Source organism: Granulicella arctica (assembly GCF_025685605.1).
Classification (GTDB): Bacteria; Acidobacteriota; Terriglobia; order Terriglobales; family Acidobacteriaceae; genus Edaphobacter; species Edaphobacter arcticus.
On sequence record NZ_JAGTUT010000001.1, the window covers coordinates 1,281,560 to 1,305,764 of the forward strand.

The following is a 24,205-nucleotide window of genomic DNA, read 5'->3' on the forward strand; positions in this document are numbered from 1 at the left end:
CTATAGACTCCACATCTGGACGCAAGATGTGATAAGACAGCCTGCCATAATTGGTACAGCGAATGGCATGTGGAGGATAGCAGTGTTGTTTATGTTTAGGGTTTGATGCGGCGTGAGCCCATGCGCGTGATGATGTTGAATTAGGAGTATCGAGTTTCTAGCTACCCGCCTTAGCATCTTTTTCCTAATCGCTACGATAAGGCCCAACGCTGCGCCGCAAAGCGTAGTAACAAAGAGCAATAAAAGAATTGAGTGAAAGCCTATGAAGCAGCCGATTGCCGACATCAACTTTACGTCTCCTGCTCCAATTCCACCGGCTAAATAAAATAAAAACAGAAATCCACCGGAGACAATCCCTGCGAGTGCAGATGTGGCAAGATCCATCCAGCCCATAAGTGCCAAGTGCAATACAAGTGCAATGACTATCGACATGCCGGTCAGGATATTTGGGATTTTACGCTTGCGGACATCATAGACGGAAGCCAGAATAGTGCAAATCATGGCTGTGCAGTCTAGCAAAACCTCTCGGCATAAGTTGGACACTGAGACTCCGATACTCGATAAGGAAATTGGCACTACAAAATCTTTTGATTTGTTCATTACCTAGGCTGCTTTGGTATTTATGAAAATTGGGGAGTGAGGGTTAACAAAGTAGATTAACCCTCGTAAATCTTTGACATGCTCACCTGAGTGCTATACGGAGTTAGAGAGTGTGCTGCTAACCGAACTGAAAGCATTTGAGATGTTTGACTTGAGGGTGGTCATTGCGACGACAGCTCCAAGACCGATGATGCCCGCAACAAGGGCGTACTCAATAAGGTTCTGACCAGACTCATCTTTTGTAAAAGCTATTACGTGGTTTCGCAGTGTTTTCATATAATGGTCTCCTGAATTATTGCCTTGCTTCTCGTTGAAAGTGGTTCAGGCTTTCATGCGAGTAGGCTTTTCAATTTATCGGCTTAGAGTCACAATACTTTAGGTGCTGTGAGGTTCGAAAGCCGCTTAGTGCATTCATCGACAAACTCCTCTACCTGCATACCTACTTCTACAACTCGGCATGGTTATTGGCAGCATTTTCTGCCCACCAAAGTGACTCTCTATAGAGTTGCGTAATCTCGCTTTCGGTGGTTCTGATCGCCAGACTTTTCGTTTCACAGGCGTCCCAGGCTCCAGCCTCGTAGGCTTCGAGAATGCCCAACGCATAGTTAACCCTATTTGGATTCCCTGATAAAGCTGCTTTTAGTTCTTGCGGCAGAGGAAGAGCGCTGACCAGATCGATCATTGGGGTATCTAACATGACATCCATTAGCGACAGCAATCCGAATAGGTATTGCTCAGCTGGTAGCTCCCCAGTTAATGGGGACATCAGTTCTAGAAAACGTGCGCGCTGAAGAACATGGACTAATAGTTCCTTTGGTCGACTCTTACATGTCTCAGTGGCAATGGCATTGATCATTAATTTACGAAACTGTTCTTCTCCGACCAGGACTAAGGCATCATGAAGGGAGTGAACTTCATGATTCAGTCCGAACGCAGCCGAGTTGACAAGCCGTAACAACTGATAGCAGAGGGCCACTTCAGACTTCAACAAGGATGTGATCTGGATGAGATCGAAGTGTTCTTGAGCGATGGCTGAAAGAAGCGAGAGATAGCCTGCACCACTCGTAGAGGAACGTTTCTTAGAAAACACCAAGGGACGGCAGAAAAAATAGCCTTGGAAGAGTTCAAAACCCTCATCAAGAGCAGTCTGAAACTCTCCTTCCGTCTCGATCTTTTCTGCAAGCAGAGTGGCTTGGCTGCCTTTTAGAAAGGAGAGTATTGTCTGTCGTTCAGTGCTGTCGGACAGGCGAAAATCCACCTTAATGTAGTCGGCTAGAGATACAAGGCGTTCCGTAGCTGGGTTCATCCGAAAGTCGTCAAGAGCGATCTTGTAGCCGAGCTCCTTATATCGTGCACATGCTTCAACAACTTCATCGTCAATGACTACCGTCTCCAGTATCTCAAGCACGGTTGAGTTCGGAAGCAGTGTTACGAGACCGCCAACCAAGGATTCATGGGTACAGTTGACAAAGGCCGTTGCGCCTCGGGTGAGATCATCGAAACCATATAGGGCACAGTCCGAGATCATAACGCGGGTTGCCTCGTCGGAGTCGCCAGAAAAGTAGTTCTCCCATCCAGAACGGCAAAGCAACTCATATCCATGTACATGCCGGCTTCTATCAAAGATTGCTTGTCTTGCTATGAACCGATAGCCCTCATTCGATTCCGCTGATGTGGAAGGAAGGGATGCCACAACCATCGGGCTCCGAGTTTGGGGGATCATCATCTCTGTCTGCTTACGCCATATGGCTCCCAAAATGTGCACCGGCATGTCCTTTCATTTGTCATCAGCAGGAGAAGCAGAGCCAATTCACAACAAGCGTTTGCATTCTCGCTGGGCAGGGCACTTCAATATGTCTATCGGCAGCTTATTTGTGGACATCGCCTGAAAGCGGCTTCTTCTTTATGTGGATTCCCAACTTTGTGCGTATTTTGGGCTGGCTCTGCTAGGAGGAAGTATGAATAGACCAATGGAGCAACCTTCTATCGCGGCCTGCTAAATGGCGAAGATAACCCAGCGATTAAATGCAATGGAATCCAAGATCTTGGATCGGAGAGGGTCAACCAAGTAGACCGCATGGTTCAGTTACTGAAGGCTGGATTTATAAATCCGATAGTGTCTGGCTTCTCAGTAGTATGAATTTTGCAGTTCTTAGAACGTGGCACAGCAAACGGGGATCGCGTCACTCATTTGGTGGGAATACTTCGCCTGGCTACTTCCTCACATTGGGCGAGAGAGTACTCAAGTTGCGTTTGACAAAGCGTCGCACGCATCACCGCACAACTGACAGTACCTTCTCCCGCAACGCCTCCGCGGCTACTGTATATAGATACGTAGGCATCAGCCCATAGATCCCGGCGGCATAGCGGCGACGGCGGCGCAGTTGCGGTAGGCCTTAAGAAGAACCAAACTTTGGCAATTTGAGCAGGACACGAGCCGCCGCAGGCCGCCGCACTGTAGAATGAGATCGAATGACGGGCGTTCAGATCCAAAGAGCAGACGCGCACCCAGCGCACCATAATCTCTCAAGACTTTCTCTCTTGATTGGTCGTGCGCTTGTTTTGTTTACAGCCTTGCTGCTCGCGTTCATGCCACTCACAGAGCATCTTTGGACCTTTGACGAATTCTTTCGCAGTGGTCAAGACCTCGAGTTTGGCCTGCTCGCGCTGGCGACAATCCTATGCCTTGTGCTCGTCGTCTCTCAGCATCGTAAACAGGTTGTAAATGTCTTGCTCTCCGTCTGGAGATGGACTGTTTCCTCCCGCTGTGGCGTGGTTCCATTGCTCTATGGAGTTCTGGACCGCCTTGCCCTCTTTCGGGCGAGCACACGTAGCGATTATCCGCGCAGCACCTACAGTCTTCCACTCCAAATCTGATTAGCACCTCCTTCCAGGCATCATAAGGGGTGGTGGTATTGCCACCCACGGCCTTGACGAGATGGATCAACCGTACGGTGGTCTGATCCTGGAGAGATCATGCAAACATCTGAAGTACTTCACGCTTGGGCCAGCATTCTGGCCGGTCGCGCACCCTCACTTTCCATTGAGATCACGAAGGAGTGTCCTCTCCGTTGTCCTGGCTGCTATGCCTTTGACGCCGCTCATCTCGGCGGCACGATGCAGCTTCGTCAACTCTCAGATTTCAAAGGAGATGAGCTCGTCACGAAAATTCTTGAGGTTGTCGACGGGCATAAGCCTCTGCACGTTTCGATCGTCGGTGGCGACCCACTGGTTCGCTATCGCGAGTTGGAGCTCCTTTTGCCGCAAATGGAAAGCCGTGGCATTCACACTCAGGTGGTTACCAGCGCCTTTCGGATCATCCCAGCCGAGTGGCAACGGTTCAAAAAACTCAACGTCGTCGTCTCGATTGATGGTCTTCAGCCCGAGCATGACGAGCGTCGCAAGCCGGCAACCTACGAGCGCATCCTGAAAAACATTACCGGTGCCAAGGTGACCATTCATTGCACGATCACCTCACAGATCGTGGAGCGTCCCGGCTACCTTGATGAGTTTCTCGCGTTTTGGAGCAGCCAGCCGGAGATCACCAAGGTTTGGTTCAGCATCTTCACCCCCCAGCTTGGCGCAACGGATCCGGAGATTCTCACATCCTCGCAACGAGCTTCTGTGATCACACAACTGCGGCAACTACGGGTCAAGTATCCCGTTTTGGACATGCCCGAAGCAGTCATTAACGAAATTGCCACTCCCCCAAATAGCCCTGACGAATGTATATTTGCCCGTACGACGGAAACTATTTCTGCCGATCTAAAAACGCAAATCACGCCCTGCCAGTTCGGAGGAAAGCCTGACTGCCAGCAGTGTGGTTGCATCGCTTCCATGGGATTAGCAGCGGTTGGTCACCACAAGGTTATTGGACCCCTTACCGCTGGACACCTCTTTATGGCTTCGGATCGCGTCGGAAAACGTTGGCGTAAGTTACAGAAAGCTTTCGCGCCAAAGCCCATCGTTCACCCGGAACCAGTATCCTTCAAGATATTGTGACCTGCATGCCTCTACCATCACCAGACGAGCAGGAAGGAGCGGGACATTGATAGACCGCGAGTGTCGAAATGAAGGCGAATTGAGACGGGACCTTGTCCGGTTCAGCAAGTGGCTGTATCGCCTTGGGTTCATGCCTGGCACATCGGGCAATCTTTCAGCGAGGCTGGATCAGCACCGCCTGCTCGTTACCCCAACCGGGGTGAGCAAATATCTACTGAAGGCCGCAGATTTGGTCATTGTCGACCTCGAAGGACGCCAGCTAGCCGGCACACGGAAGGTGACAAGCGAGGTCAGTATGCATCTCGCTGTCTATCGCCTGCGCGACGATGTAGATGCGGTGATCCACGCGCATCCCCCGCTTGCGACAGCGTTTGCCTGCGCCGGACGAGCGCTCGACGAAATGCTCTGCCAGGAAGCCGTCATGACGCTTGGGGTCGTTCCCTTGGCAAAATACGCGACTACTGGAACAGATGAGGTCGCGGCAAGCCTCGTCCCTCTTGTCGCAGGACATGAGGCCATCCTGCTTGCCAATCACGGAGCCGTCAGCTACGGCAATACTCTGCTCGACGCTTTCCTCAAAATGGAGACAGTGGAACATTTGGCGCACATCCATCTCGTTGCCCATCAACTGGGAACGGCCCAGACCCTCAATGCGGATCAGGTCGAGCAGCTCCAGAAGGCTAAGGCACGCTACGTTCACAATGCGACGCGACCGGAATCTCGCATCGCTCTCGAATCCTATACCCGAGCCATTAGGCTCTAGATGCAGCACTTGGTCTAGGCGAACCCGAAATGTTGTCAAGCCCCTCGATCGCCTAAGTTGCTCATACAAATAGAGATATTTAGCGGGTGACTTGTAGCTTCACTGCTACAAGTAAACAGAAGCGAAGCCCGGCGATCATGCCGGGCTTCTGTGTTCGTACAGGGTGTACCCGACACGCTCTAAGTGCGCACCTAAACATACTGTTTTGAATACTTTAGGACTCTAAGTACAGGGGGTACACCTCCTTGATGCGGAGGCAACAAGATGCCGTTGAATCCTGAAAGGGTGATCTCCGATCTGCGTGAGCTACAGGCACTCACAGCCGATGCCCATGGGGCGCAGAGGCTTGCCTGGACGCCTGTGTGGCTCAAGGCTCGAGATTGGTTCTCTGCCAAGGTGAAAGATCTGCCAGTTGAGAGCCACCTTGACGCAGCCGGTAATTCCTGGATAACCCTTCGCGGCAAGTCGAAGCGCAGTCTTCTCTTGGGTAGCCATTTGGACTCGGTTCCCAATGGAGGGTGGCTGGACGGCTGCCTCGGGGTGCTCGCGGGTTTGGAAATTTTGCGATCCATCGCTGAAGAAGGTGATGGAACCCCTCCGATCACCCTCCGCCTAGTCGATTGGGCCGATGAAGAGGGAGCCCGATTCGGCAGAAGCCTTTTCGGTTCTTCTGCCTTCGCCGGTACAGCCACTATCGAGGCGGATCGCAATCGCACCGACCGCAACGGCATTCGGCTGGAAGATGCCCTTGCTATCTGTGGAGTCGACATCGCCAAGGTTCATGGGGCCACAAAGGAACAAGCTGACATCGCCGCTTATTTGGAGTTACACATCGAGCAGGGCCCGATCCTGGAAGGTCGAAAGTTACCTCTCGGGACAGTGTTGGGAACCAAAGGAGTCGAGCGTCATACCATCACCTTCCGTGGACAGGAAGCGCACTCCGGCTCAACTCCAATGAATGTGCGGCGCGATGCTTTGGCAGCCGCTGCGAAGCTGGCGCTGGAAATACGTCCGATCGCGCGCAAACATTCAGAGGCAGTCGCCACGATGGGGAGCGTAAAAACCTTTCCCGGAATCGTTACCGCAGTCGTAGGACGTTGCGAGGTAACGCTCGATATGCGGGACCTCGATGCTGGAGTGCTGGCCTCCATGCTCGCTGAGGCTAAGGAAGCAAGCGAGCGCTTCGCTGCAGAGGAAGGCTGTACCGTCGCATGGTCAAAGATTTGGAGTATCGAGCCGATCTCGTTCGATCCGCAACTCGTAACATTCTGCGAAGAAGCGATACAGGAGACAACGACCATTTCGCATAGCCTCCCTTCTGGTCCACTTCATGACGCTGCTGAGGTTGCGCGAACCGGCATTCCGACGACGATGATGTTTGTTCAATCACTTGCTGGTCTGAGCCACAATGCAGCGGAAGATACAGAGATTGAACATCTCGAATTGGCTGTGGAAGCTTTTAACAAGCTTGCGAGAAAAACGATCAAGTGGCTTAAAGAGAACGACGTACGCACCTGATTTCGTGTCGCGAGTCCAAATAGTGCATAATGACCACTCCTGAGTCATAAACCGGTCGCACACAAGGAGGATCATGCTGTCTTCCAGAATGCTACGTCTTCCCATTCCGCAGACCTCTCGCTCTTCGAGGTTCACCGAATTATGGCCGTTCGCGTGTGAGGCTGTTGTCTGCCCATGAGCGATCTTTTCCAGCAGGATAGTTCGACACATCCGGAGATTGCGGCACGCTTTGGTGAGCTGCATCCGCCGCTCGATAGTCAAGCCGCAATCCCCGAAGCGAACCGCTGCCTCTTTTGTTTTGACGCGCCCTGCACAATGGCTTGTCCAACGCACATCGACGTTCCGAGATTCATCAAGAAGATTGTCACCGGAAACCTCCCCGGCTCAGCGCGAACGATTCTGGACGCTAACATTCTGGGCGCAAGCTGCGCTCGAGCCTGTCCGGTAGAAGTGTTATGTGAAGGTGCCTGCGTGCTGCACCGCTACAACAAGCAGCCGATACAAATTGGACGACTGCAACGCTTCGCGATGGACAACTTTTACACCAGCGGAGCAGCGCTACCGTTTGAAGCCGGTCCAGATACAGGCCGATCTGTCGCGCTGATCGGAGCAGGTCCAGCCTCGCTCGCCTGCGCAACAGAACTGCGACGTCGCGGAGTGCGTGCTCGTCTGTACGACGCTCGCGCGCTGCCAGGGGGACTAAACACCTATGGGATTGCCGAATACAAACTTCCATTGCAGGAAAGTCTTCGCGAGATCGACCTTCTCACGCAGCTAGGCGTCGATTTTCAGTTCGGCACAACGATCGATGCGGCGAGCCTCAAACAGCTCGAACAAGAGCACGATGCCATCTTTCTAGGAATGGGTCTAGGCGAAATTCATCGTCTCGGTATCACTGGGGAGCGACTCTCCGGGGTGACCAACGCGCTCGATTTGATCGCCGGTTACAAATCTGGAACCCTCACAACCGTTCCGGCCCGAGTCGCTGTGATCGGCGCGGGAAACACTGCCATCGACGCCGCAATCGCTGCCGTCCGTCTCGGAGCGAGCGAAGTTCGCATCATCTATCGGCAGGGTCCCGAGCAGATGTCAGCCTTCGCCTTCGAGTACGAGCACGCGAAGCAGGAGGGGGTGAAGTTTCTATGGCATGTTCAGCCTGTTGCCATCCACGGCACAGAAGCGACAGAAGGGCTTGAACTGCTTAGGCTTGAACCAGCAACCGATGGTTCAATCGTGCCACTGAATGGCTCGAATTTCTCCTTGCCAGTCAACCTGATCGTTCTGGCGATCGGTCAAGCGACGCACACCCACTTTCTCGCGACTGAGGTGCAGCTTGAGCGCGGACGCATCCTGATCGACCGAGCGACTGGACAGACGTCGCACCCGAAGTTCTTTGCAGGTGGCGACTGCACCAACGGAGGTCGCGAGGTCGTCGATGCAGTCGCTGACGGCAAACGCGCTGGCATCGGCATAGCTGCATGGCTGGAGGCTCAGCATGCCAATTAAGCCGACACTCGAAACGACCTTCTGTGGCATTCCTTGCTTGAACCCCTTCTGGCTCGCATCTGCACCGCCAACGAACTGTGGCGAGCAGATTATGCGCGCCTTCGATGCAGGTTGGGGAGGAGCTGTATGGAAGACGATTGGCGAACCGATCACCAACGTCAGTTCCCGCTACTCCTCGATTGATTTTGAAGGGCGACGCATGATGGGCTTCAACAATATAGAGCTTATCTCCGATCGTCCGATCGAGGTGAACTTACGGGAGATCGCTGAGGTCAAACGTCGCTATCCGAAGCACGTCGTTATTGCCTCGCTCATGGTCGAGAGCAAGCGCGAGACATGGCACGATATCGTACAGCGAGCCGAGGATGCAGGAGCAGATGGCCTTGAGCTCAACTTTGGCTGCCCACATGGGATGAGCGAACGAGGAATGGGCTCAGCCGTTGGACAAGTACCCGAATACTGTGAACAGATCACGGGCTGGGTAAAAGAGAAGGCGCGCACCCCCGTCATCGTCAAGCTCACGCCAAACATCGCCGACATTCGTATGGCAGCTCGCGCTGCCAAGCGTGGTGGCGCGGATGGTCTCTCCGCGATCAACACCATCAATTCGATTACGAGCATTGATCTTGATACCTTTCAGCCAAACCCCAATGTCGACGGAAAGAGCTCTCACGGTGGCTACTGCGGGCCTGCGGTCAAGCCCATTGCGCTCAATATGGTGCAGCAGATTCAATCAGATCCTGCATCCATGCTTCCGCTCTCCGGAATTGGCGGTATTGGGTCCTGGCGCGATGTCGCCGAGTTTATCCTGCTCGGCTGCGGCAATGTGCAAATCTGCACTGCGGCGATGCATTACGGCTATCGAATCGTGGAAGACATCCAGGATGGCTTGCTCGCATGGATGCTTGATAAAGGGTTTACGACAATCGACGATTTCCGAGGCCTTTCACTTCCGAATGTTCGCGAGTGGAAACAACTAAACCTGAACTATAAGGTTGTGGCACGCATTCACGAGGATCTTTGCATTGGCTGTCAGCTTTGCTATACAGCCTGTTGGGATGGAGCGCATCAGTGCATTCACCTCGACCGCGCTTCGGCCGTACCAGACACCACGCGAACACCCGCCATGATCGACGCTGAAGCTTCTCGTAAAATCACCATGACACCTATTCCGAAGCTTGATACCAGCAGTCTTGGCCAAAGCAGCGCGGTGACTCCGCTGGAACGAATTCCACGCGTCGACGAAGATCATTGCGTCGGCTGCAATCTGTGCTCACTCGTCTGCCCCGTGACGGACTGCATTACCATGGATCGGATTGAGAACGGCCTTGCTCCTCAGACATGGGAGGAGCGACTTGCGGGCGGGCTCGTTCCTGACGAAGTTCTAAGTATCAACGGATGACAGGAAGAGATCAGCATGGGAACTCTGATTCAGAACGGCACGGTCGTCAACGCCGGCGGGCAGCAAAAGGCTGACGTTCTCCTTGAAGGAGAACATATTGCGCAGGTCGCCGCGAACATTCCTCCCGTAGACCACACCATCATTGACGCAACGGATCTTCTCGTCATGCCAGGGGGGATCGATGTTCATACTCATCTCGACATGCCCTTTGGCGGCACAGTTTCAGCCGATGATTACCGAACAGGAACGATCGCCGCCGCGGTAGGGGGAACGACAACGGTCATCGACTTTGCCCTTCAGTCAAGAGGTCATACCATGCGTGAGGCTCAGCAAACATGGCTTGCAAAGGCGGATGGCAAAGCCTGCATAGACTACTCGCTCCATATGGCTATCACCGATCTCGGTCCTGAAGGCGGAGCACAAGGATTGCATGAGATGGAGGAGATGGTGCTTGATGGAATCTCCTCCTTTAAGCTCTTCATGGCCTACCCAAATGTCTTAATGATTGACGACGGGCTGATGTATAAGGTTATGCAAAAAGCCGCATCACTGAACGCTCTCTGCTGCATTCATGCCGAGAATGGCAGCGCAATCGACATCGTTGTCGCTCAGATGCTCGCAGAAGGAAAAACGGCTCCGCACTTCCATGCCCTCAGTAGGTCTATCAAAGCCGAGGCAGAGGCAACACATCGCGCTATAGCACTTGCAGATATGGTGAATGCGTCCGTCTATATCGTGCATCTCTCGAATGCAGAGGCTCTGCGTGAGTTACGATCTGCTCAAAAACGGGGCATTCGTGCGCTCGCGGAGACCTGCCCTCAATACCTCGTGCTCTCCATTGAAGACCAGATGCCGGGCCAAAGCTGGGAAGAGGCTAAATACGTCTTTACGCCGCCGTTGCGCGAAAAGAAGAATCAGGAAGCGCTGTGGCAAGCGCTCGAAGATGGTTCACTCGCAATTGTTTCAACTGATCATTGCCCCTTTCGCTTCAAGGATCAAAAGTCTCTTGGAAGAAACGATTTCACAAAGATCCCGAATGGTGGCCCCGGCATTGAAAACCGGTTGCAGATCTTATGGCATCACGGTGTTAACACAGGTCGTCTCTCGCGTGAACAATTCGTCGAACTATGCTGTGCTGCTCCCGCACGTGTCTTCGGCATGCCACAGAAAGGCTCGATCGCGATAGGCAAGGATGCCGACGTACTCCTCTGGGATCCGATAGCGCAGTACACGATTTCCGCTGCCACTCAATTAATGGCAACCGACTACTCGATGTTTGAGGGATGGAACGTTCGCGGCAACGCCAGGCATGTTCTTTCCAGAGGAGCCCTTGTGGTAAAGAACGGACTATGGATTGGGCAAATCGGACAAGGCAAGTTTGTGAAGCGAGTAGCTAACGCAGGGGGTCTTGCCTGAAGCCGAACGGGTTAATCAAACAAGAAGTGCAATATGACAAAGCAGATCCGCGCCTCTATAACGAAGATCTTGCTCCGACTACACCGACTCGCCGGACGTGGGGAACCTACAACTACATCGCCTTGTGGTTTTCCATGTCGATGGAGGTCACCACATACATGCTTGCTTCCTCGCTCATCGCAGGTGGAATGAATTGGAAGGAAGCGATTTTTACCATCCTGCTCGGCAATGTCATCGTTCTGATACCTATGCTTCTCAATGCACACGCTGGCACGAAGTATGGAATTCCCTTCCCCGTCTTCGTACGAGCAAGCTTCGGCACCCGAGGTGCAAACGTCCCGGCAATGTTGCGTGCCATTGTCGCTTGCGGGTGGTTCGGTATTCAATCATGGCTCGGTGGGCAAGCAATCTCTGCGATGCTCGCAATAATCTGGCCTTCTACCGCCAGCATGCCAGGCGTACTTTGGGCAAGCTTTCTCAGCTTCTGGCTGCTAAATATGCTTGTTGTTTGGAATGGCGTTGAATCTATCCGCTTTCTGCAAAGTTTCTCTGCTCCTTTCATGTTTGTCATGTCGCTAGCGCTGCTCTTCTGGATGTTGCATAAAGCGGGTGGTTTCGGCCCAATGCTGTCGGCGCCGAGCCATTTTCGCACGACACGCAGCTTCATGCACTTTTTCGTTCCTTCCCTAACCGCCATGGTGGGCTATTGGGCAACACTTTCGCTCAATATTCCTGACTTTACGCGCTATGCGAAGTCGCAAGACTCGCAATTGATCGGGCAAAGTATCGGGCTTCCAATTGCAATGACCTTCTACTCCTTTGTAGGAATTGCCTGTACCTCTTCCTCCGTTGTCATCTTTGGTGAACCGATCTGGTCCCCAATTACGCTGCTCAGTAGATTTCATCAACCGATTGTCGCCTTCCTCGCGCTTGTCGCACTCCTCATCGCTACGCTCAACGTAAACATTGCAGCTAACGTTGTTTCGCCTTCGAACGATTTTTCGAATCTGGCCCCCAGGCTCATCAGCTTCAGAGCTGGAGGACTCATAACCGGCTTTCTTGGATTGGCCATGATGCCGTGGAAGCTGATGAGCAGTTTCGGCAACTACATTTTCGGTTGGCTCATCAGCTACTCTGGTCTGCTGGGTCCTGTCGCCGGCATTATGATTGCAGATTACTTTTTCATACGGGGAAGGCGCCTCGATGTCGTTTCGCTTTACCATCGGGACGGACCTTACGAATATTCACGAGGGTTCAATCCGCGGGCGATAGCCGCTCTCGTAGCTGGCGTACTCACCGCTTTGTCAGGACTTGCCATCCCGCAACTTCGCTTTCTTTACGACTACGCGTGGTTTGTTGGCTTCTTCATTGCAGGAATTGGCTATCTCTTGCTCATGCTCCCATTTAGGTCTGTTGCAAGAATCATTTCATCCACATCGTTCGACAAGGTCAATCTATGAGTAACACTAGAGTTGAAGATGCACATCACTTAACAACTCAGCAAGTTGTCGAGCTGACACGGCAACATAACTACGGCACGTGGCGATTTCAAAAAGGCTGGATGCCGATGCACATCGTCGATGCGGATGGCTGCTACATTATTGATTCAGCAGGCAAACGATATCTCGACTTCTCTTCTCAGCTCATGTGTTCCAATCTTGGACACAAAAATCAGGTTGTCATCGATTCCATCACGAAGCAGGCAAAGGAATTGAGCTATGCAATGCCCAGTTATGCGACGACCGCGCGCGCTGAACTTTCACAACTTCTTGTAGAGGTATTACCGGCAGGACTAAATAAATTCTTCTTTACGACCTCCGGAACCGATGCTAACGAAGCTGCGTTTAAGATCGCACGCATGTACACGGGAAAATCGAAGATCATCTCGCGTTACCGCTCCTACCATGGGTCGACTTCTGGTTCGATTGCAGCAACAGGGGATCCGCGCCGATGGGCAATGGAACCCGCCGGCAAAGGTCCGGGAATACTATTTGGACCTGAGGCACATTGCTATAAGTGTCCAATCCGCCACACTTATCCCGGTTGCGGCATTGCGTGTGCTGACTACATTGAACACATGATTCGCAATGAATCCGATGTAGCGGCCGTTCTTGTAGAACCTATAGTTGGAACTAACGGCGTTATCGTCCCGCCGGATGAATACATGCCGAAACTGCGTCGCATCTGTGATGAATATGGGGTTCTCCTTATCGCAGACGAAGTTATGACCGGTTGGGGACGCACTGGCGAGTGGTTCGCTATGAATCACTGGAAAGTTGTTCCAGATATCCTCGTCACCGCGAAAGGGATTACCTCCGCCTATGTACCATTAGGACTATGTGCAACCAGCGAGAAGATTGCTGACTATTTTCAGGACCACTATTTTGCGCATGGGCATACCTACGAAGCACATCCTATAACTCTGGCTCCAGCAGTTGCTACGATTCGCGAGATACAGCGTCTTGATCTGATCGAACGAGCTCGCATGCTTGCGCCATATATCGAAGCCAAGTTGCAGGCGCTTAAAGAAAAACATAGAAGCATAGGCGATGTTCGCGGCAGAGGCCTTTTTTGGGCCATTGATCTAGTGAACAACCAGATGACGAAAGAACCGTTTAATACCTATGCAGATAAAGTATCCGGAAAACCACTGTTGGTTGACCAGATTGCAGCAAGAATCCTTGCGGATGGCGTTACGATTCAGGCTTGGGTATCTCATTTCATCATCGCGCCGCCACTCATCATAACTCACGAGGAAATTGACTTCGGCGTAGCCGCACTTGACCGACACTTGGACCTTGCCGACGCACAAGTAGAAGTAGAAGTTTAACAGGACGCGCCTCTCAGAGCGCAAATTTGCGAAGCAGAGTCGGCCTGTGTGCCTTGGTGCACCAGACTGTTGTTCTCATTGAATGAACTTAAATTAAATGTTTACAAGTATTTACATCTAACATCAAGCTAAATTGTCGCCCTGCAATGTTTGGCATTGTAGCTCGAGTTCATCTGATACTGTTTGAGCATACTTGAGGAAGTGGTTTGCAGAGAGAAGAACCATAAATGCAAGCCACATCTTCGCTGGCTGGCGACTCCACTTACGAATTGCAAGAAGCAGGAACTTCCAATAGGCAAGCTTGTAGTTAGAGCGGACACCTTGCTGCCACATCGATGAAATGAAAACCCGGAGGTTGTAAAACATGGGAAGCTCTGGTGGCTGCTGCGTAGCTCTAGGCTGCCAAGATTCGATCGAGCGCAGCGCTCTGCCGAAGTAGCGATCCGGGGTGTAGAGACCTGATAGAAGGGTACTCAGGCCTCGAAGCAACACCTGGAGCGGCAACACTGTCCGAAAATTTGGCGGACTGAAATTTGTTGTTGCGTCGCTATCTTTAATCAGTCGACCCTCCAATTTCATTCGATCAAAAAGCGCAGTAGTAGGGGGAGCCTGCAAAACGCCGGCCATGGCCCAAGTTATTGCCGTCTTTTCGATAAACTGCAGTTGCCTTTCAAAGATTGTTTCATCGTCTGAATCAAAGCCAACGATAAAGCCCGCCAAAACCCATAGGCCACTCTCACGTATCTTATTGACTTGGCTTACCAGATCGCCGCGGAGGTTCTGAAACTTGGAAGAGCCCTTTAAGGCTTCTGCTGAAGGCGTCTCTATACCCAGAAAAACATACATAAAGTTCGCTTCTACCATTGAAGCAAGTAGCTCGGGACGATCTGCCAGATCAATTGATGCTTCTGTATAGAAGGAGATGACGCGTGCATTGCGAGCTTGCCAAGCCGTTAACTCTTTAGTTAACTGAAGCGCCAGTTTGTGGTTGCCGATAAAGTTATCGTCAACGATAAATACTTCGTTGCGCCATCCGAGGTCTCTCAAGGTATCAAGCTCAGCTATCAGCTTGGCTGGAGGTTTTGCTCGTGGGCGTCGCCCGTAGATGGTGATGATGTCACAGAATTCACACTGGAAGGGGCATCCTCTAGAGAACTGCACTGACATAGAAGTGTACTTCTCCAGATGAAGCAAATCGAATCTGGGCATTGGGCTTGTTGACATGTCAGGCTTGTCTAACACACGATAGAGCGATTTTGCTGTACCTAATTCAAGCGCGACAGCAATATCAGCGAAGACCTCCTCTGCTTCTCCTGCGAGAACGTGGTCGGCCTTCGTGACGAGGAAATCAGGTTCGCTACTCGCCCACGGTCCGCCGATAAAGGTTCTTCGGCCCAGTAAGCGCGCCTGAGCAAGCACTGCTAAGGTGTCTACACGCTGGGCCTGCATAGCACTTATCAGAACTAAGTCTGCCCAGAGCAGCTCGCTTTCGTTCACTCGCTCGAAGGAGAGATCCAAGAGCCTTAGCGTCCAGGATGACGGGCAAAGAGCAGCGACCGTAATCAAACCCAATGGTGGCATTACCGATTTCTCAGGAACCATTTCTAGGACGCCTTCAAATCCCCAGAATGAAGGTGGAAAACGAGGCCATATCATCAACACGTTTAGCTTGTTGCCTAGAGGGGGGAAGCTATTCCCTGAAACGTCAATCAGGGGATTAGATAGTAGTTGCAACTGCTCATTTGCAGAGACGAACATTGAATCTCTCCTCGCAACGTATACCTACAGCGTCTACTTGCATTCCCGTATGAATCTACTCACTGCACGATGCCTTAGAAGGCCTGCTGTATGACAAATGCCGCCTTGCGGTAAATTTCTCTATCTTAGGCTTGACGTTAGCACAGCCGCACGTACAAAGCTCTCCTTCTTTAGGAAGGAGAGCTTTGTGCAATTCTCAGTAACCGAACAGCGTTGCAGCAGAAGAGATCGCTTCCTGCAAAGCAACTGCTTTGCAGGGAGAAGCTATCGTGGATAGCTGACTTGCTACGATGCTTCATAGACAGCCGATTTTTGCTACGACCGAACAGGCCGGATCCTAATTTTTGTGGGTCCGCCATCCCCTTAACAACATCGTTAGCGTTCCTGGTGTCGGCCATCCCAGGCTCATCCTGATCGCCGGAGAATGATCGCAGGACGCGAGAGAATGCTCCTAGGATTGGGAGGACGGGCGCGTTCAAGCAAAATGCGGGCGCTTCCTTGTTTGACTAAGGACTACATCTGGCCGCACAAAGACCGTCGAAAGATGGCATGGTACGCGGACACCCTTTTAAGTCTAATGCTGGGCGGACCTGCTGAAGCGCGGTTACATGTACGGTGGTTACGCCCCGGATCGATGCAACATGCGGCGATGTTGCGCAATGGTGCGACTCGATGCAATACAAGTTGCTCATGACTTTTCCAGCACCGGCGGCCTTTAGAGACCTGAGACAATTCTGTGGCCGCTGATCGAAGATCGAAGCGGGACCTACGATGATATGCCGTACACTAGGGTTGCGGTAACGAAGAGACTGGTCCGTAAATCGTACCCAACGAAGCAAATGGCCGATATACTCTTCCCTGTCCGGCACGTGACAGCAGCTTCCGTGGATCAACGGGACAGTCCGATAAGATATTGGTATGAACAAGCGAATGAATGAGGGGCTGGGTCTTCGCCCGGTATCATCTCATCACTGGTCTAGGAAGCAGTGCTCATGAGAGTCGGAGTACAGTTTTGCCCGGGCGTCCTGTACCCCGTTCCAGCGAAAGATGGCTTGCTCGTTCGGATCCGTACACCCGGGGGGATGGTAGATGCTGAGCAACTTAGGTCTATCGCTGGGCTATCACGTGCCTTCGCCGACGGCATGGTCGAAATCACCTCACGATCAAATCTTCAGTTGAGAGCCATTCGACCGGAGCATGTTGAGCTCCTAGCACAAGGAATTATCGATGCGGGCCTTCTTCCTTCGCTACAACACGATCGTGTGCGAAACATCGCAGCCAGCCCATTAGCGGGAGCTGATGAGCTAGAGATTGTTGACGTTCGTGCTTTAGTTCGTCAGCTGGATGAAAGCTTGCAGGCAGAGTGTCGCTTCGTCGAACTCGACCCAAAATTCAGCTTTGCGCTTCACGGCGGGGGCAGGCGATTCACTCCTAACCGTGACGACGTTGCTCTCGAATGCTTCACAACAAAAGAGGGAATTTACTTCCAGCTTTTGATAGCAGGTGAGAACTCGGGTTTTGCGATTTCGTCAGAACATGCCGTTCCGTGCATGTTGCGCATTGCGCGAAACTGCGGCGACTTGTCACTAGAAGCTTTGGTGCCCGCGCGTACAAAGCACATTATAGTCCAGCCTGATGGTATGAAGCGTCTCCTGTCGGGACTCGAAAATATCCTGCTCTCGAGCCCCAAAAAGACCTTTGCGCCTCGTAGCGAGGAGGCACTTGTGGGGATCCAAGCGCCCAGCCGTGATGGCTACGTGACAATCAGCCCGACCGTAGCCCTAGGGAGGCTTACGGCTGCTCAAACAGAATGTCTTGCCATCGTAGCTAGGGAATACGCAGGTGATCTTCGACTTGCGCCTTGGAGAGGAGTCGTTCTCAATCGCATTCGAGAACTTAGTTCCTCCGCAGTCGTTGGGAAACTTGAGGAGGCTGCATTATCGTGCAGCGGTGATAATGGATTTCAAGGAATAGCAGCCTGCGCCGGCAGTGCAGGTTGTGAGGCTTCTCATGCAGATGTACGCAGTCATGCCGTTCTTCTCGCAAGACATCTTGCTGACAACAAAGTCCCAGCGGGGTGGGCAGTAAACCTATCTGGATGCGAGAAGCAGTGTGCGAGACGACACGGGGCTACCGCAGAGATGATTGCAGGTGAATCTGGTTACACACTCAAGATCAGGGGTGCTCTCGTTGCTACCGCTTGTTCGTCAGACTTTGCCTTGAATGCGATATACGCACTGCACCAGCAATCGCTGCTTGAGGTTGTCAGCTAATGAATTACGTCAAGAATGGCGAAGCCATCTACCGAGAGTCTTTTTCGATCATCAGGGCGGAAGCCGATCTCTCAGGCTTTCAAGCTGACCTCTCGCGCGTTATCGTCCGCATGATTCACGCCTGCGGCATGACCGATCTTACGCAGGATATCCAAGCTTCGCCCCACGCGGCAACAGTCGGAATCAATGCACTGCGTGATGGTGCTCCGCTTCTGTGTGATGCCACGATGGTTGCTAGCGGAATTACCCGTGCTAGATTGCCGGCTAATAATGATGTGGTTTGTACCCTTACCGATCCTCGCACAGCCGTGCTGGCCAGAAATCTGCAGACGACCCGCACTGCCGCTTCTGTTGAGCTTTGGCGGGACAGACTTGCTGGATCGGTAGTGGTCATCGGAAATGCCCCCACGGCGCTCTTCCATCTACTTGAGCTGATAGAAGCAGGAGCGTCACATCCGGCTCTGATCATCGGTATCCCGGTCGGCTTTGTAGGCGCTGCCGAATCTAAGCAAGCGCTCGTCGCAAATAAGCAGGGCTTACGTTATCTTACCGTCCGTGGTCGACGTGGTGGCAGCGCCATCGCGTCCGCTGCCGTAAATGCATTGGCAAGTGAAAACGAATGAGTCAAGTTACTGCTCCGGAATCCGGGCGCCTCTGGGGTGTTGGGCTTGGCCCAGGTGATCCCGAACTAGTCACAGTTAAAGCGCTGCGAGCTCTCCGGGGAGCTCATGTGGTGGCCTATCCCTGCGCACGGCACGGCCAGAGCAATGCTCGCTCCATTGTTTGTTCGGAACTCATCCACGGTCAAATCGAACTTCCGATGATGTACCCGGTAACTACTGAGACAACTAACCATCCAGGAGGATACGAGGCTGCGATTTCAGAATTCTATGACGCAATGGCAGAACAAATAGCGACGCATCTATCAGCCGGAAGCGATGTTGCCATCCTCTGCGAAGGCGATCCCTTCTTTTATGGTTCTTACATGTATTTGCACGATCGACTCGCCCATCGCTTTCCCACCGAAGTAATTCCCGGCATCCCGGCCATCATGGGGGCAGCTGCCCGACTGGGTACGCCCTTGGTCCGCAGGGATACACAATTCACTGTTCTACTTGGGACACTACCTGAAGAAACTTTAGCCGCGAAGCTGAGCGGACCGGGTGCGTTTGCCATTATGAAGCTGGGACGGACTTTCTTGAAGGTAAAACGGGCTATCAATAAAGCGGGGCTTGGCGATAGAGCGCTCTTCATAGAGCGAGCGACTATGGAGACGGAACGTGTTATGTCCATTCATGAGGTCGATCCAAATACTGTTCCCTATTTCTCGCTCATCCTTGTGCCTGATGGTAGCCAGGTACAACGCGCCGAAAATATTAGCAGCATGGGCTGGATATCCGTTGTCGGCCTCGGGCCTGGCAACGATAGCTGGCTGACTCCCGAAGCAAAATACGCTCTTTCCGAAGCATCTGATCTTGTCGGTTATCACACCTATCTTGACCGGGTGCCAGTACGTTCAGGACAGCGCCGCTTCGGTTCGGACAACAAAGTCGAGGCGGATCGTGCACGGCATGCGCTTACGTTAGCCGTCTCCGGCCGCAAAGTATGCGTCGTCTCCTCGGGAGATCCTGGTATCTTTGCCATGGCTTCGGCAGTTCTAGAGTGTGTCGAGCAAGGTCCAGAGGCATGGCGCTCTCTCGATATACGCATCATCCCCGGCCTATCTGCGATGCAAGCCGCTGCCTCACGTGTTGGGGCGCCACTGGGACATGACTTCTGCGTGCTCTCGCTTTCCGACAGGCTCAAGCCGTGGGCCGTCATCGTACAACGCCTTCAAGCAGCAGCAGCAGCCGATTTCGCAGTCGCTATCTACAATCCGATCTCATCGGAACGTGTGTGGCAACTTGCTGAAGCCAAATCAATCATGGCGTCGCATCGCGGTCCCACGACTCCAGTGGTACTTGCGCGGAGCGTCGGTCGCATCGATGAACGAATTGTTGTGACCGATCTTGAACACTTTGATCCTGCTCTGGCTGATATGCAGACCATCATCCTGATAGGCTCCTCGACTACCCGCAGCGTCGACCTCACGAATGGTCGGAAGCTCATATACACACCAAGGAGCTATGGTACGCCGGACTTATTTATATGACCACCTTAGAGCCTTGGCTTGCAATTATAGGGGTGGGTGAGGATGGTTGGCCTGGTCTGAGTGCGACCGCAAGATCTCTCATTCAATCGGCCGGTCTGCTCTACGGAGGAGCTCGGCACTTAAGCCTCATGCCCGACGAGGAAGTGACTGCGGAAAAAGTCGCTTGGCCATCGCCCATGAGTTCAGCGATCAAAGAGATACTCGTACAACATCGAGGGCAACGAAAGGTAGCTGCATTAGCAAGCGGAGATCCTATGCTTTTCGGGGTTGGCGTGACCCTGACGCGAGCCCTTAGCCCGTCAGAGTATCGCGTCATCCCTCAAGTCTCTTCATCATCACTTGCTTGCGCACGCTTAGGCTGGCCAGTCGTTGAAACAACAATCGTCTCGCTCGTGAATCGCCCGCTCGAACAGATACTACGTTACCTATGTGACAAGCAGCGCCTTATACTCTTCTCCGAGAACGACCTCACTCCGTCCGTAGTGGCTAAGTTGCTGACACTATCAGGTTATGGCGCGAGCCTGTTCCATGTTTTTGAAAATCTTGGCGGTTCCAATGAGCGACACGTGAGCACCCAAGCAAAGACATGGGTTGACACACAGATTAGCAAGCTGAACCTCATTGCGATTTTGTGTGTTCCCGATGAAGCCTCCAAAATCCTCTCCCTCGTTCCCGGACTACCAGACAAGGTCTTCCGGTCGGACGGACAGCTTACAAAGCGCGAGGTGCGTGCTGTAACTATAGCGAGTCTTGCTCCACTGCCCGGCCAAACTCTTTGGGATGTTGGCTCCGGTACTGGAACAATCGCTATCGAATGGATGAGGGTTCACCCCGCATGTGGAGCAATTGCTATCGAGGCGCGCGCCGATAGAGCAGCAAATATCCGTTTCAACGCCAAAGCACTTGGGACGCCCGGACTACAGATCATCGAGGGCAGTGCCCCTGACGTCCTCGCAGACATTGGCCGCCCTGATGCCATTTTTATAGGCGGCGGCGTTTCTACTCCAAGAGTATTCGAAACATGTTGGGCCGCACTTCGCAGTGGTGGACGCCTCGTTATCAACGCCGTCACTATCCGAAGCGAAATCAAGTTGACTGAGTGGCATACACTTTATGGAGGTTCTCTAGTTCGCATCGCGATCTCCCGCGCGGAACCTGTTGGCGCAACCTTCAGTTGGCGACCGATGATACCGATTACCCAATGGGCGGTCACCAAGCCATGATCTCAGCTCCACAACTTGCCATTGGAATTGGCTTCTCGACACGTGCGAGTAGCGAAGACATTATCCAACTCATCCGGGCATGCACCTCCGCGACGGCTCCCGCGAGCATCATTGCCTCGCTTGATCGCCGCGCTGTCTTAGCCGGCTTAGTTGCCAAAACACTTGGCATGCCCCTGATGCTTTTTCCCGCTAGCACGCTGGCTCAGGTCTCAGGCATTTCAACGCGTTCAGCACTGGCTTTGAAGATGACCAAGACCGCAAGTGTTGCTGAAGCTTCTGCACTTGCGTCGCTCGGGACGAAGGCACGTTTAATTGTTCCTTATCGAACTGGTCGCTACTGTACATGCGCAGTCGCGGCACTCCCAGCCAATGGTGACGAATGATAGTTCACTTTATCGGCGCCGGACCCGGCGCGCCCGACCTGCTTACCCTACGCGGTCGCGATCACATCCATAGGTCACCTGTCTGCCTTTACGCTGGTTCCCTTGTTCCGCCTGAGATCCTTGCTCACGCAGCGCCCGATGCTCGCCTTGTGAATACGGCTGAGATGAACCTAGACCAAATTATGGCGGAGGTTTCAGAGGCACACCAACAGAACCATGATGTAGCGCGCGTCCATTCTGGCGACCTGTCCATCTGGAGCACTATGGGCGAACAGATTCGTCGCTTAGAAAAGATGGGTATCACCTATGACATAACGCCAGGGGTACCATCGTTTGCCGCCGCCGCAGCTGCCATCAGTCGTGAGTTGACCATACCCTATCTTGCTCAGAGCGTCATCCTGACCCGCACTTCGACTCGCTCCACGCCGATGCCTTCAGGCGAAGACCTCGCATCGTTAGGTCACTCTAAAGCTACGCTCGCCATCCATCTTTCCATTACCAATATCAACATGGTGACAGATCAACTTCTGCCGATCTACGGCCCCGACTGCCCTGTCGCCGTCGTCTTTAGAGCAAGTTGGCCTGATGAGCAGGTCCTTCGCGCAACATTGGCGACCCTTGCGAAGACAGTCACTGATTCCGGCATAGATCGCAACGCTCTCATTTTTGTAGGCAGAGCGATCGGCGGAGCTGGCTCTGGTGAAAGCTTCCTGTACTCCGCAAAAAGGGACCGCGGAGAAGAGCTGTCCGAGCGCTCAGAGTGATGCATTCAGGCCTAAATACAAGTCGATCCAAACTTCTGCGAGTCCTCATTCTCGGAGGAACCTCGGAGGCTTCGCAGCTTATAACATCGCTAAAGACCATCCCGAACATCGAGATCATCACATCGCTCGCTGGCAGGCTAACACAACCTAAATTGCCCAGCGGCACCGTTCGTATCGGCGGCTTTGGCGGAATTGAGGGTTTGACCTCGTATCTTATCGCAGAACATATTTGTGCTGTTGTTGATGCTACCCACCCGTTCGCTGCCAAAATCAGTAAAAGTGCGGAGGTAGCTTGCGACAGACTGGATATACCTCTGCTTGCCTTTGAACGACCGCCTTGGAAGCCGATTGACAAGTGGATTAATGTTCCGGATGCGCATGTCGCCGCGTCGCTAATAGACAAGTCAGAAAATCGCGTCTTCCTGTCTATTGGTCGTCAAGACATCGGTGCATTCAAGCTTTGCACGCAAGCCTGGTTTCTAATCCGAACGATTGATCCTCCAGAGGATTTCCTGCCGATCCGTTGCAGGTTGATTCTGGAACGCGGTCCTTTTCATTTAGGTGCCGAGATCGATATGCTCCGCAAAAGCTCGATCAATATTCTCATTACCAAGAATAGCGGTGGAATAGCTACTTATCCAAAGATCGAAGCCGCACGGGAACTGGGGATTAAGGTGATAGTCATCAACCGGCCCAAGAAGCACAGCGTCGCAACCATCTCAGATTTGGGTGAATTAGTTCAAGAGCTAGCGAAGGTATGCGAATTAAAGTCGCTTACGCGGAGTAAACAAGGGACATGAGAAAGATCTATCTCATCGGAATCGGTGCAGGAAATCCGGAATACATTACCATGCAAGCGGTCAAGGTGCTCAACCTGATCGATGTCTTCTTCTTTACAGACAAGGGAGAGGCGAAACAAGACCTCGTCCACCTCCGCAAAGAAGTCTGCCAACGTTACATTCAGGACAAGTCCTACCGCATTGTCGAAGTAAATGATCCGACCCGCGATCCCGCCATCACAGACTACACCGCACGGGTGGAGCATTGGCATCAAGAGCGTGTTCTCATTTATGAACAGATAATCGCCAGAGAGTTAGAGGATGATCAATCCGGAGCATTCCTCATATGGGGGGATCCTTCACTTTACGACAGCATGATCAGAATTATCGACCAGGTCATTGCGCGAGGTCTAATTGCTTTCGAGTACGAAGTGATCCCAGGAATCACCAGCATTCAAGCGTTGGCTGCGCGTCATAGAGTCACACTGAACGGTATTGGAGAAACTGTTTCGATCACAACTGGGCGGAAACTGCTAGCTACCATGACGAGCACAACAGAAAATTTAGTAGTTATGCTTGATGGCCATTGCACCTTCGAGAAGCTTTTGGATCAAGAGTTGGAGATCCTGTGGGGAGCTTACCTTGGTATGGATGACGAGATTCTCGTTCGGGGAAAGCTAGGCGAGGCAAGCGCCGTAATCGAAGAAAAGCGAACGGCTGCCCGAATCAGAAAAGGATGGATCATGGATACTTATATGCTGTGTAAACCGCGCGAGTAAACATCTTGTGAGTACTTCATCTAATTAAAGCGGCTAAGACTCAGTAAATGTGAAGCT

At 52.6% G+C, this 24,205-nt stretch carries 20 protein-coding genes; 16 read left to right on the forward strand and 4 right to left on the reverse strand.

Annotation, left to right across the window (positions count from 1 at the left end):
* The 3 genes from OHL20_RS05240 to OHL20_RS05250 all read right to left on the reverse strand — a co-directional run bounded on the left by OHL20_RS05240 (window position 1) and on the right by OHL20_RS05250 (window position 2,128).
* Window positions 1–600 (reverse strand): A24 family peptidase, encoded by a 600-nt coding sequence (locus tag OHL20_RS05240; protein WP_263382151.1) that lies wholly within the window; start codon window positions 598–600, stop codon window positions 1–3.
* Between the two features lie 93 nt (window positions 601–693).
* Entirely contained in the window at window positions 694–876 is a 183-nt protein-coding gene (locus OHL20_RS05245; protein WP_263382152.1) for a Flp family type IVb pilin, read from the reverse strand.
* A gap of 169 nt (window positions 877–1,045) precedes the next feature.
* Window positions 1,046–2,128 carry an EAL and HDOD domain-containing protein gene (locus OHL20_RS05250; protein ID WP_263382153.1) on the reverse strand — a complete coding sequence of 361 codons (1,083 nt, stop codon included), beginning with the start codon at window positions 2,126–2,128 and terminating at the stop codon, window positions 1,046–1,048.
* A 1,448-nt stretch (window positions 2,129–3,576) separates the two neighbouring features.
* Between OHL20_RS05250 and OHL20_RS05255 the strand changes: the two genes are divergently transcribed.
* From OHL20_RS05255 to OHL20_RS05290, 8 genes are all read left to right on the forward strand, one after another.
* Window positions 3,577–4,602, forward strand: coding sequence for a radical SAM protein (locus tag OHL20_RS05255; RefSeq protein ID WP_263382154.1), 1,026 nt, complete (start codon window positions 3,577–3,579; stop codon window positions 4,600–4,602).
* A gap of 79 nt (window positions 4,603–4,681) precedes the next feature.
* Complete coding sequence (locus OHL20_RS05260) at window positions 4,682–5,365, forward strand: class II aldolase/adducin family protein (RefSeq protein WP_263382155.1); 684 nt, start codon at window positions 4,682–4,684, stop codon at window positions 5,363–5,365.
* Between the two features lie 264 nt (window positions 5,366–5,629).
* Window positions 5,630–6,883, forward strand: a complete 1,254-nt coding sequence (locus OHL20_RS05265; protein WP_263382156.1) for a Zn-dependent hydrolase — start codon at window positions 5,630–5,632, stop codon at window positions 6,881–6,883.
* Between the two features lie 174 nt (window positions 6,884–7,057).
* Window positions 7,058–8,389, forward strand: coding sequence for an NAD(P)-dependent oxidoreductase (locus OHL20_RS05270; protein ID WP_263382157.1), 1,332 nt, complete (start codon window positions 7,058–7,060; stop codon window positions 8,387–8,389).
* Window positions 8,379–9,791, forward strand: a complete 1,413-nt coding sequence (preA, locus tag OHL20_RS05275; protein ID WP_263382158.1) for an NAD-dependent dihydropyrimidine dehydrogenase subunit PreA — start codon at window positions 8,379–8,381, stop codon at window positions 9,789–9,791. The genes OHL20_RS05270 and preA overlap by 11 nt, the downstream gene beginning before the upstream one ends.
* A 15-nt stretch (window positions 9,792–9,806) precedes the next feature.
* Window positions 9,807–11,207 carry a dihydropyrimidinase gene (hydA, locus tag OHL20_RS05280; RefSeq protein ID WP_263382159.1) on the forward strand — a complete coding sequence of 467 codons (1,401 nt, stop codon included), beginning with the start codon at window positions 9,807–9,809 and terminating at the stop codon, window positions 11,205–11,207.
* A 26-nt stretch (window positions 11,208–11,233) separates the two neighbouring features.
* Window positions 11,234–12,667 carry an NCS1 family nucleobase:cation symporter-1 gene (locus tag OHL20_RS05285; protein WP_263382160.1) on the forward strand — a complete coding sequence of 478 codons (1,434 nt, stop codon included), beginning with the start codon at window positions 11,234–11,236 and terminating at the stop codon, window positions 12,665–12,667.
* Complete coding sequence (locus OHL20_RS05290; RefSeq protein WP_263382161.1) at window positions 12,664–14,037, forward strand: aminotransferase family protein; 1,374 nt, start codon at window positions 12,664–12,666, stop codon at window positions 14,035–14,037. The genes OHL20_RS05285 and OHL20_RS05290 overlap by 4 nt, the downstream gene beginning before the upstream one ends.
* Before the next feature lie 123 nt (window positions 14,038–14,160).
* Here the strand turns inward: OHL20_RS05290 and OHL20_RS05295 are convergent, their stop codons facing one another.
* On the reverse strand, window positions 14,161–15,795 hold the full coding sequence (locus OHL20_RS05295; protein WP_263382162.1) for a B12-binding domain-containing radical SAM protein: 1,635 nt from the start codon (window positions 15,793–15,795) through the stop codon (window positions 14,161–14,163).
* 992 nt (window positions 15,796–16,787) lie between these two features.
* On the opposite strand from OHL20_RS05295, the gene cobG reads away from it, so the two are divergent.
* The 8 genes from cobG to cobF are packed head-to-tail and all read left to right on the forward strand — an operon-like array spanning window position 16,788 to window position 24,148.
* On the forward strand, window positions 16,788–18,068 hold the full coding sequence (gene cobG, locus OHL20_RS05300; protein WP_263384951.1) for a precorrin-3B synthase: 1,281 nt from the start codon (window positions 16,788–16,790) through the stop codon (window positions 18,066–18,068).
* Window positions 18,068–18,691: a precorrin-8X methylmutase gene (locus tag OHL20_RS05305; RefSeq protein WP_263382163.1), complete on the forward strand. Its 624-nt coding sequence runs from the start codon at window positions 18,068–18,070 to the stop codon at window positions 18,689–18,691. The genes cobG and OHL20_RS05305 overlap by 1 nt, the downstream gene beginning before the upstream one ends.
* Entirely contained in the window at window positions 18,688–20,220 is a 1,533-nt protein-coding gene (locus OHL20_RS05310; protein WP_263382164.1) for a precorrin-2 C(20)-methyltransferase, read from the forward strand. Before OHL20_RS05305 ends, OHL20_RS05310 begins: the two co-directional genes overlap by 4 nt.
* On the forward strand, window positions 20,217–21,443 hold the full coding sequence (gene cbiE, locus OHL20_RS05315; RefSeq protein ID WP_263382165.1) for a precorrin-6y C5,15-methyltransferase (decarboxylating) subunit CbiE: 1,227 nt from the start codon (window positions 20,217–20,219) through the stop codon (window positions 21,441–21,443). Before OHL20_RS05310 ends, cbiE begins: the two co-directional genes overlap by 4 nt.
* Window positions 21,440–21,826 (forward strand): cobalamin biosynthesis protein, encoded by a 387-nt coding sequence (locus OHL20_RS25165; protein ID WP_396272538.1) that lies wholly within the window; start codon window positions 21,440–21,442, stop codon window positions 21,824–21,826. Before cbiE ends, OHL20_RS25165 begins: the two co-directional genes overlap by 4 nt.
* Window positions 21,823–22,590, forward strand: a complete 768-nt coding sequence (gene cobM / locus OHL20_RS05320; RefSeq protein ID WP_263382166.1) for a precorrin-4 C(11)-methyltransferase — start codon at window positions 21,823–21,825, stop codon at window positions 22,588–22,590. Before OHL20_RS25165 ends, cobM begins: the two co-directional genes overlap by 4 nt.
* Window positions 22,590–23,390: a cobalt-precorrin-6A reductase gene (locus tag OHL20_RS05325; RefSeq protein ID WP_263384952.1), complete on the forward strand. Its 801-nt coding sequence runs from the start codon at window positions 22,590–22,592 to the stop codon at window positions 23,388–23,390. The genes cobM and OHL20_RS05325 overlap by 1 nt, the downstream gene beginning before the upstream one ends.
* Complete coding sequence (gene cobF, locus OHL20_RS05330) at window positions 23,387–24,148, forward strand: precorrin-6A synthase (deacetylating) (protein WP_263382167.1); 762 nt, start codon at window positions 23,387–23,389, stop codon at window positions 24,146–24,148. Before OHL20_RS05325 ends, cobF begins: the two co-directional genes overlap by 4 nt.
* The last annotated feature ends 57 nt before the right edge of the window (window positions 24,149–24,205 follow it).

Excerpts from the sequence above, each read along its gene's own strand:
- OHL20_RS05240 (WP_263382151.1), bottom strand. The coding sequence starts at position 600 with ATGAACAAATCAAAAGATTTTGTAGTGCCAATTTCCTTATCGAGTATC.
- OHL20_RS05245 (WP_263382152.1), bottom strand. The coding sequence starts at position 876 with ATGAAAACACTGCGAAACCACGTAATAGCTTTTACAAAAGATGAGTCT.
- OHL20_RS05250 (WP_263382153.1), bottom strand. The coding sequence starts at position 2,128 with ATGATCTCGGACTGTGCCCTATATGGTTTCGATGATCTCACCCGAGGC.
- OHL20_RS05255 (WP_263382154.1), top strand. The coding sequence starts at position 3,577 with ATGCAAACATCTGAAGTACTTCACGCTTGGGCCAGCATTCTGGCCGGT.
- OHL20_RS05265 (WP_263382156.1), top strand. The coding sequence starts at position 5,630 with ATGCCGTTGAATCCTGAAAGGGTGATCTCCGATCTGCGTGAGCTACAG.
- OHL20_RS05270 (WP_263382157.1), top strand. The coding sequence starts at position 7,058 with ATGAGCGATCTTTTCCAGCAGGATAGTTCGACACATCCGGAGATTGCG.
- preA (WP_263382158.1), top strand. The coding sequence starts at position 8,379 with ATGCCAATTAAGCCGACACTCGAAACGACCTTCTGTGGCATTCCTTGC.
- hydA (WP_263382159.1), top strand. The coding sequence starts at position 9,807 with ATGGGAACTCTGATTCAGAACGGCACGGTCGTCAACGCCGGCGGGCAG.
- OHL20_RS05290 (WP_263382161.1), top strand. The coding sequence starts at position 12,664 with ATGAGTAACACTAGAGTTGAAGATGCACATCACTTAACAACTCAGCAA.
- OHL20_RS05295 (WP_263382162.1), bottom strand. The coding sequence starts at position 15,795 with ATGTTCGTCTCTGCAAATGAGCAGTTGCAACTACTATCTAATCCCCTG.
- cobG (WP_263384951.1), top strand. The coding sequence starts at position 16,788 with ATGAGAGTCGGAGTACAGTTTTGCCCGGGCGTCCTGTACCCCGTTCCA.
- OHL20_RS05305 (WP_263382163.1), top strand. The coding sequence starts at position 18,068 with ATGAATTACGTCAAGAATGGCGAAGCCATCTACCGAGAGTCTTTTTCG.
- OHL20_RS05310 (WP_263382164.1), top strand. The coding sequence starts at position 18,688 with ATGAGTCAAGTTACTGCTCCGGAATCCGGGCGCCTCTGGGGTGTTGGG.
- cbiE (WP_263382165.1), top strand. The coding sequence starts at position 20,217 with ATGACCACCTTAGAGCCTTGGCTTGCAATTATAGGGGTGGGTGAGGAT.
- OHL20_RS25165 (WP_396272538.1), top strand. The coding sequence starts at position 21,440 with ATGATCTCAGCTCCACAACTTGCCATTGGAATTGGCTTCTCGACACGT.
- cobM (WP_263382166.1), top strand. The coding sequence starts at position 21,823 with ATGATAGTTCACTTTATCGGCGCCGGACCCGGCGCGCCCGACCTGCTT.
- OHL20_RS05325 (WP_263384952.1), top strand. The coding sequence starts at position 22,590 with ATGCATTCAGGCCTAAATACAAGTCGATCCAAACTTCTGCGAGTCCTC.
- cobF (WP_263382167.1), top strand. The coding sequence starts at position 23,387 with ATGAGAAAGATCTATCTCATCGGAATCGGTGCAGGAAATCCGGAATAC.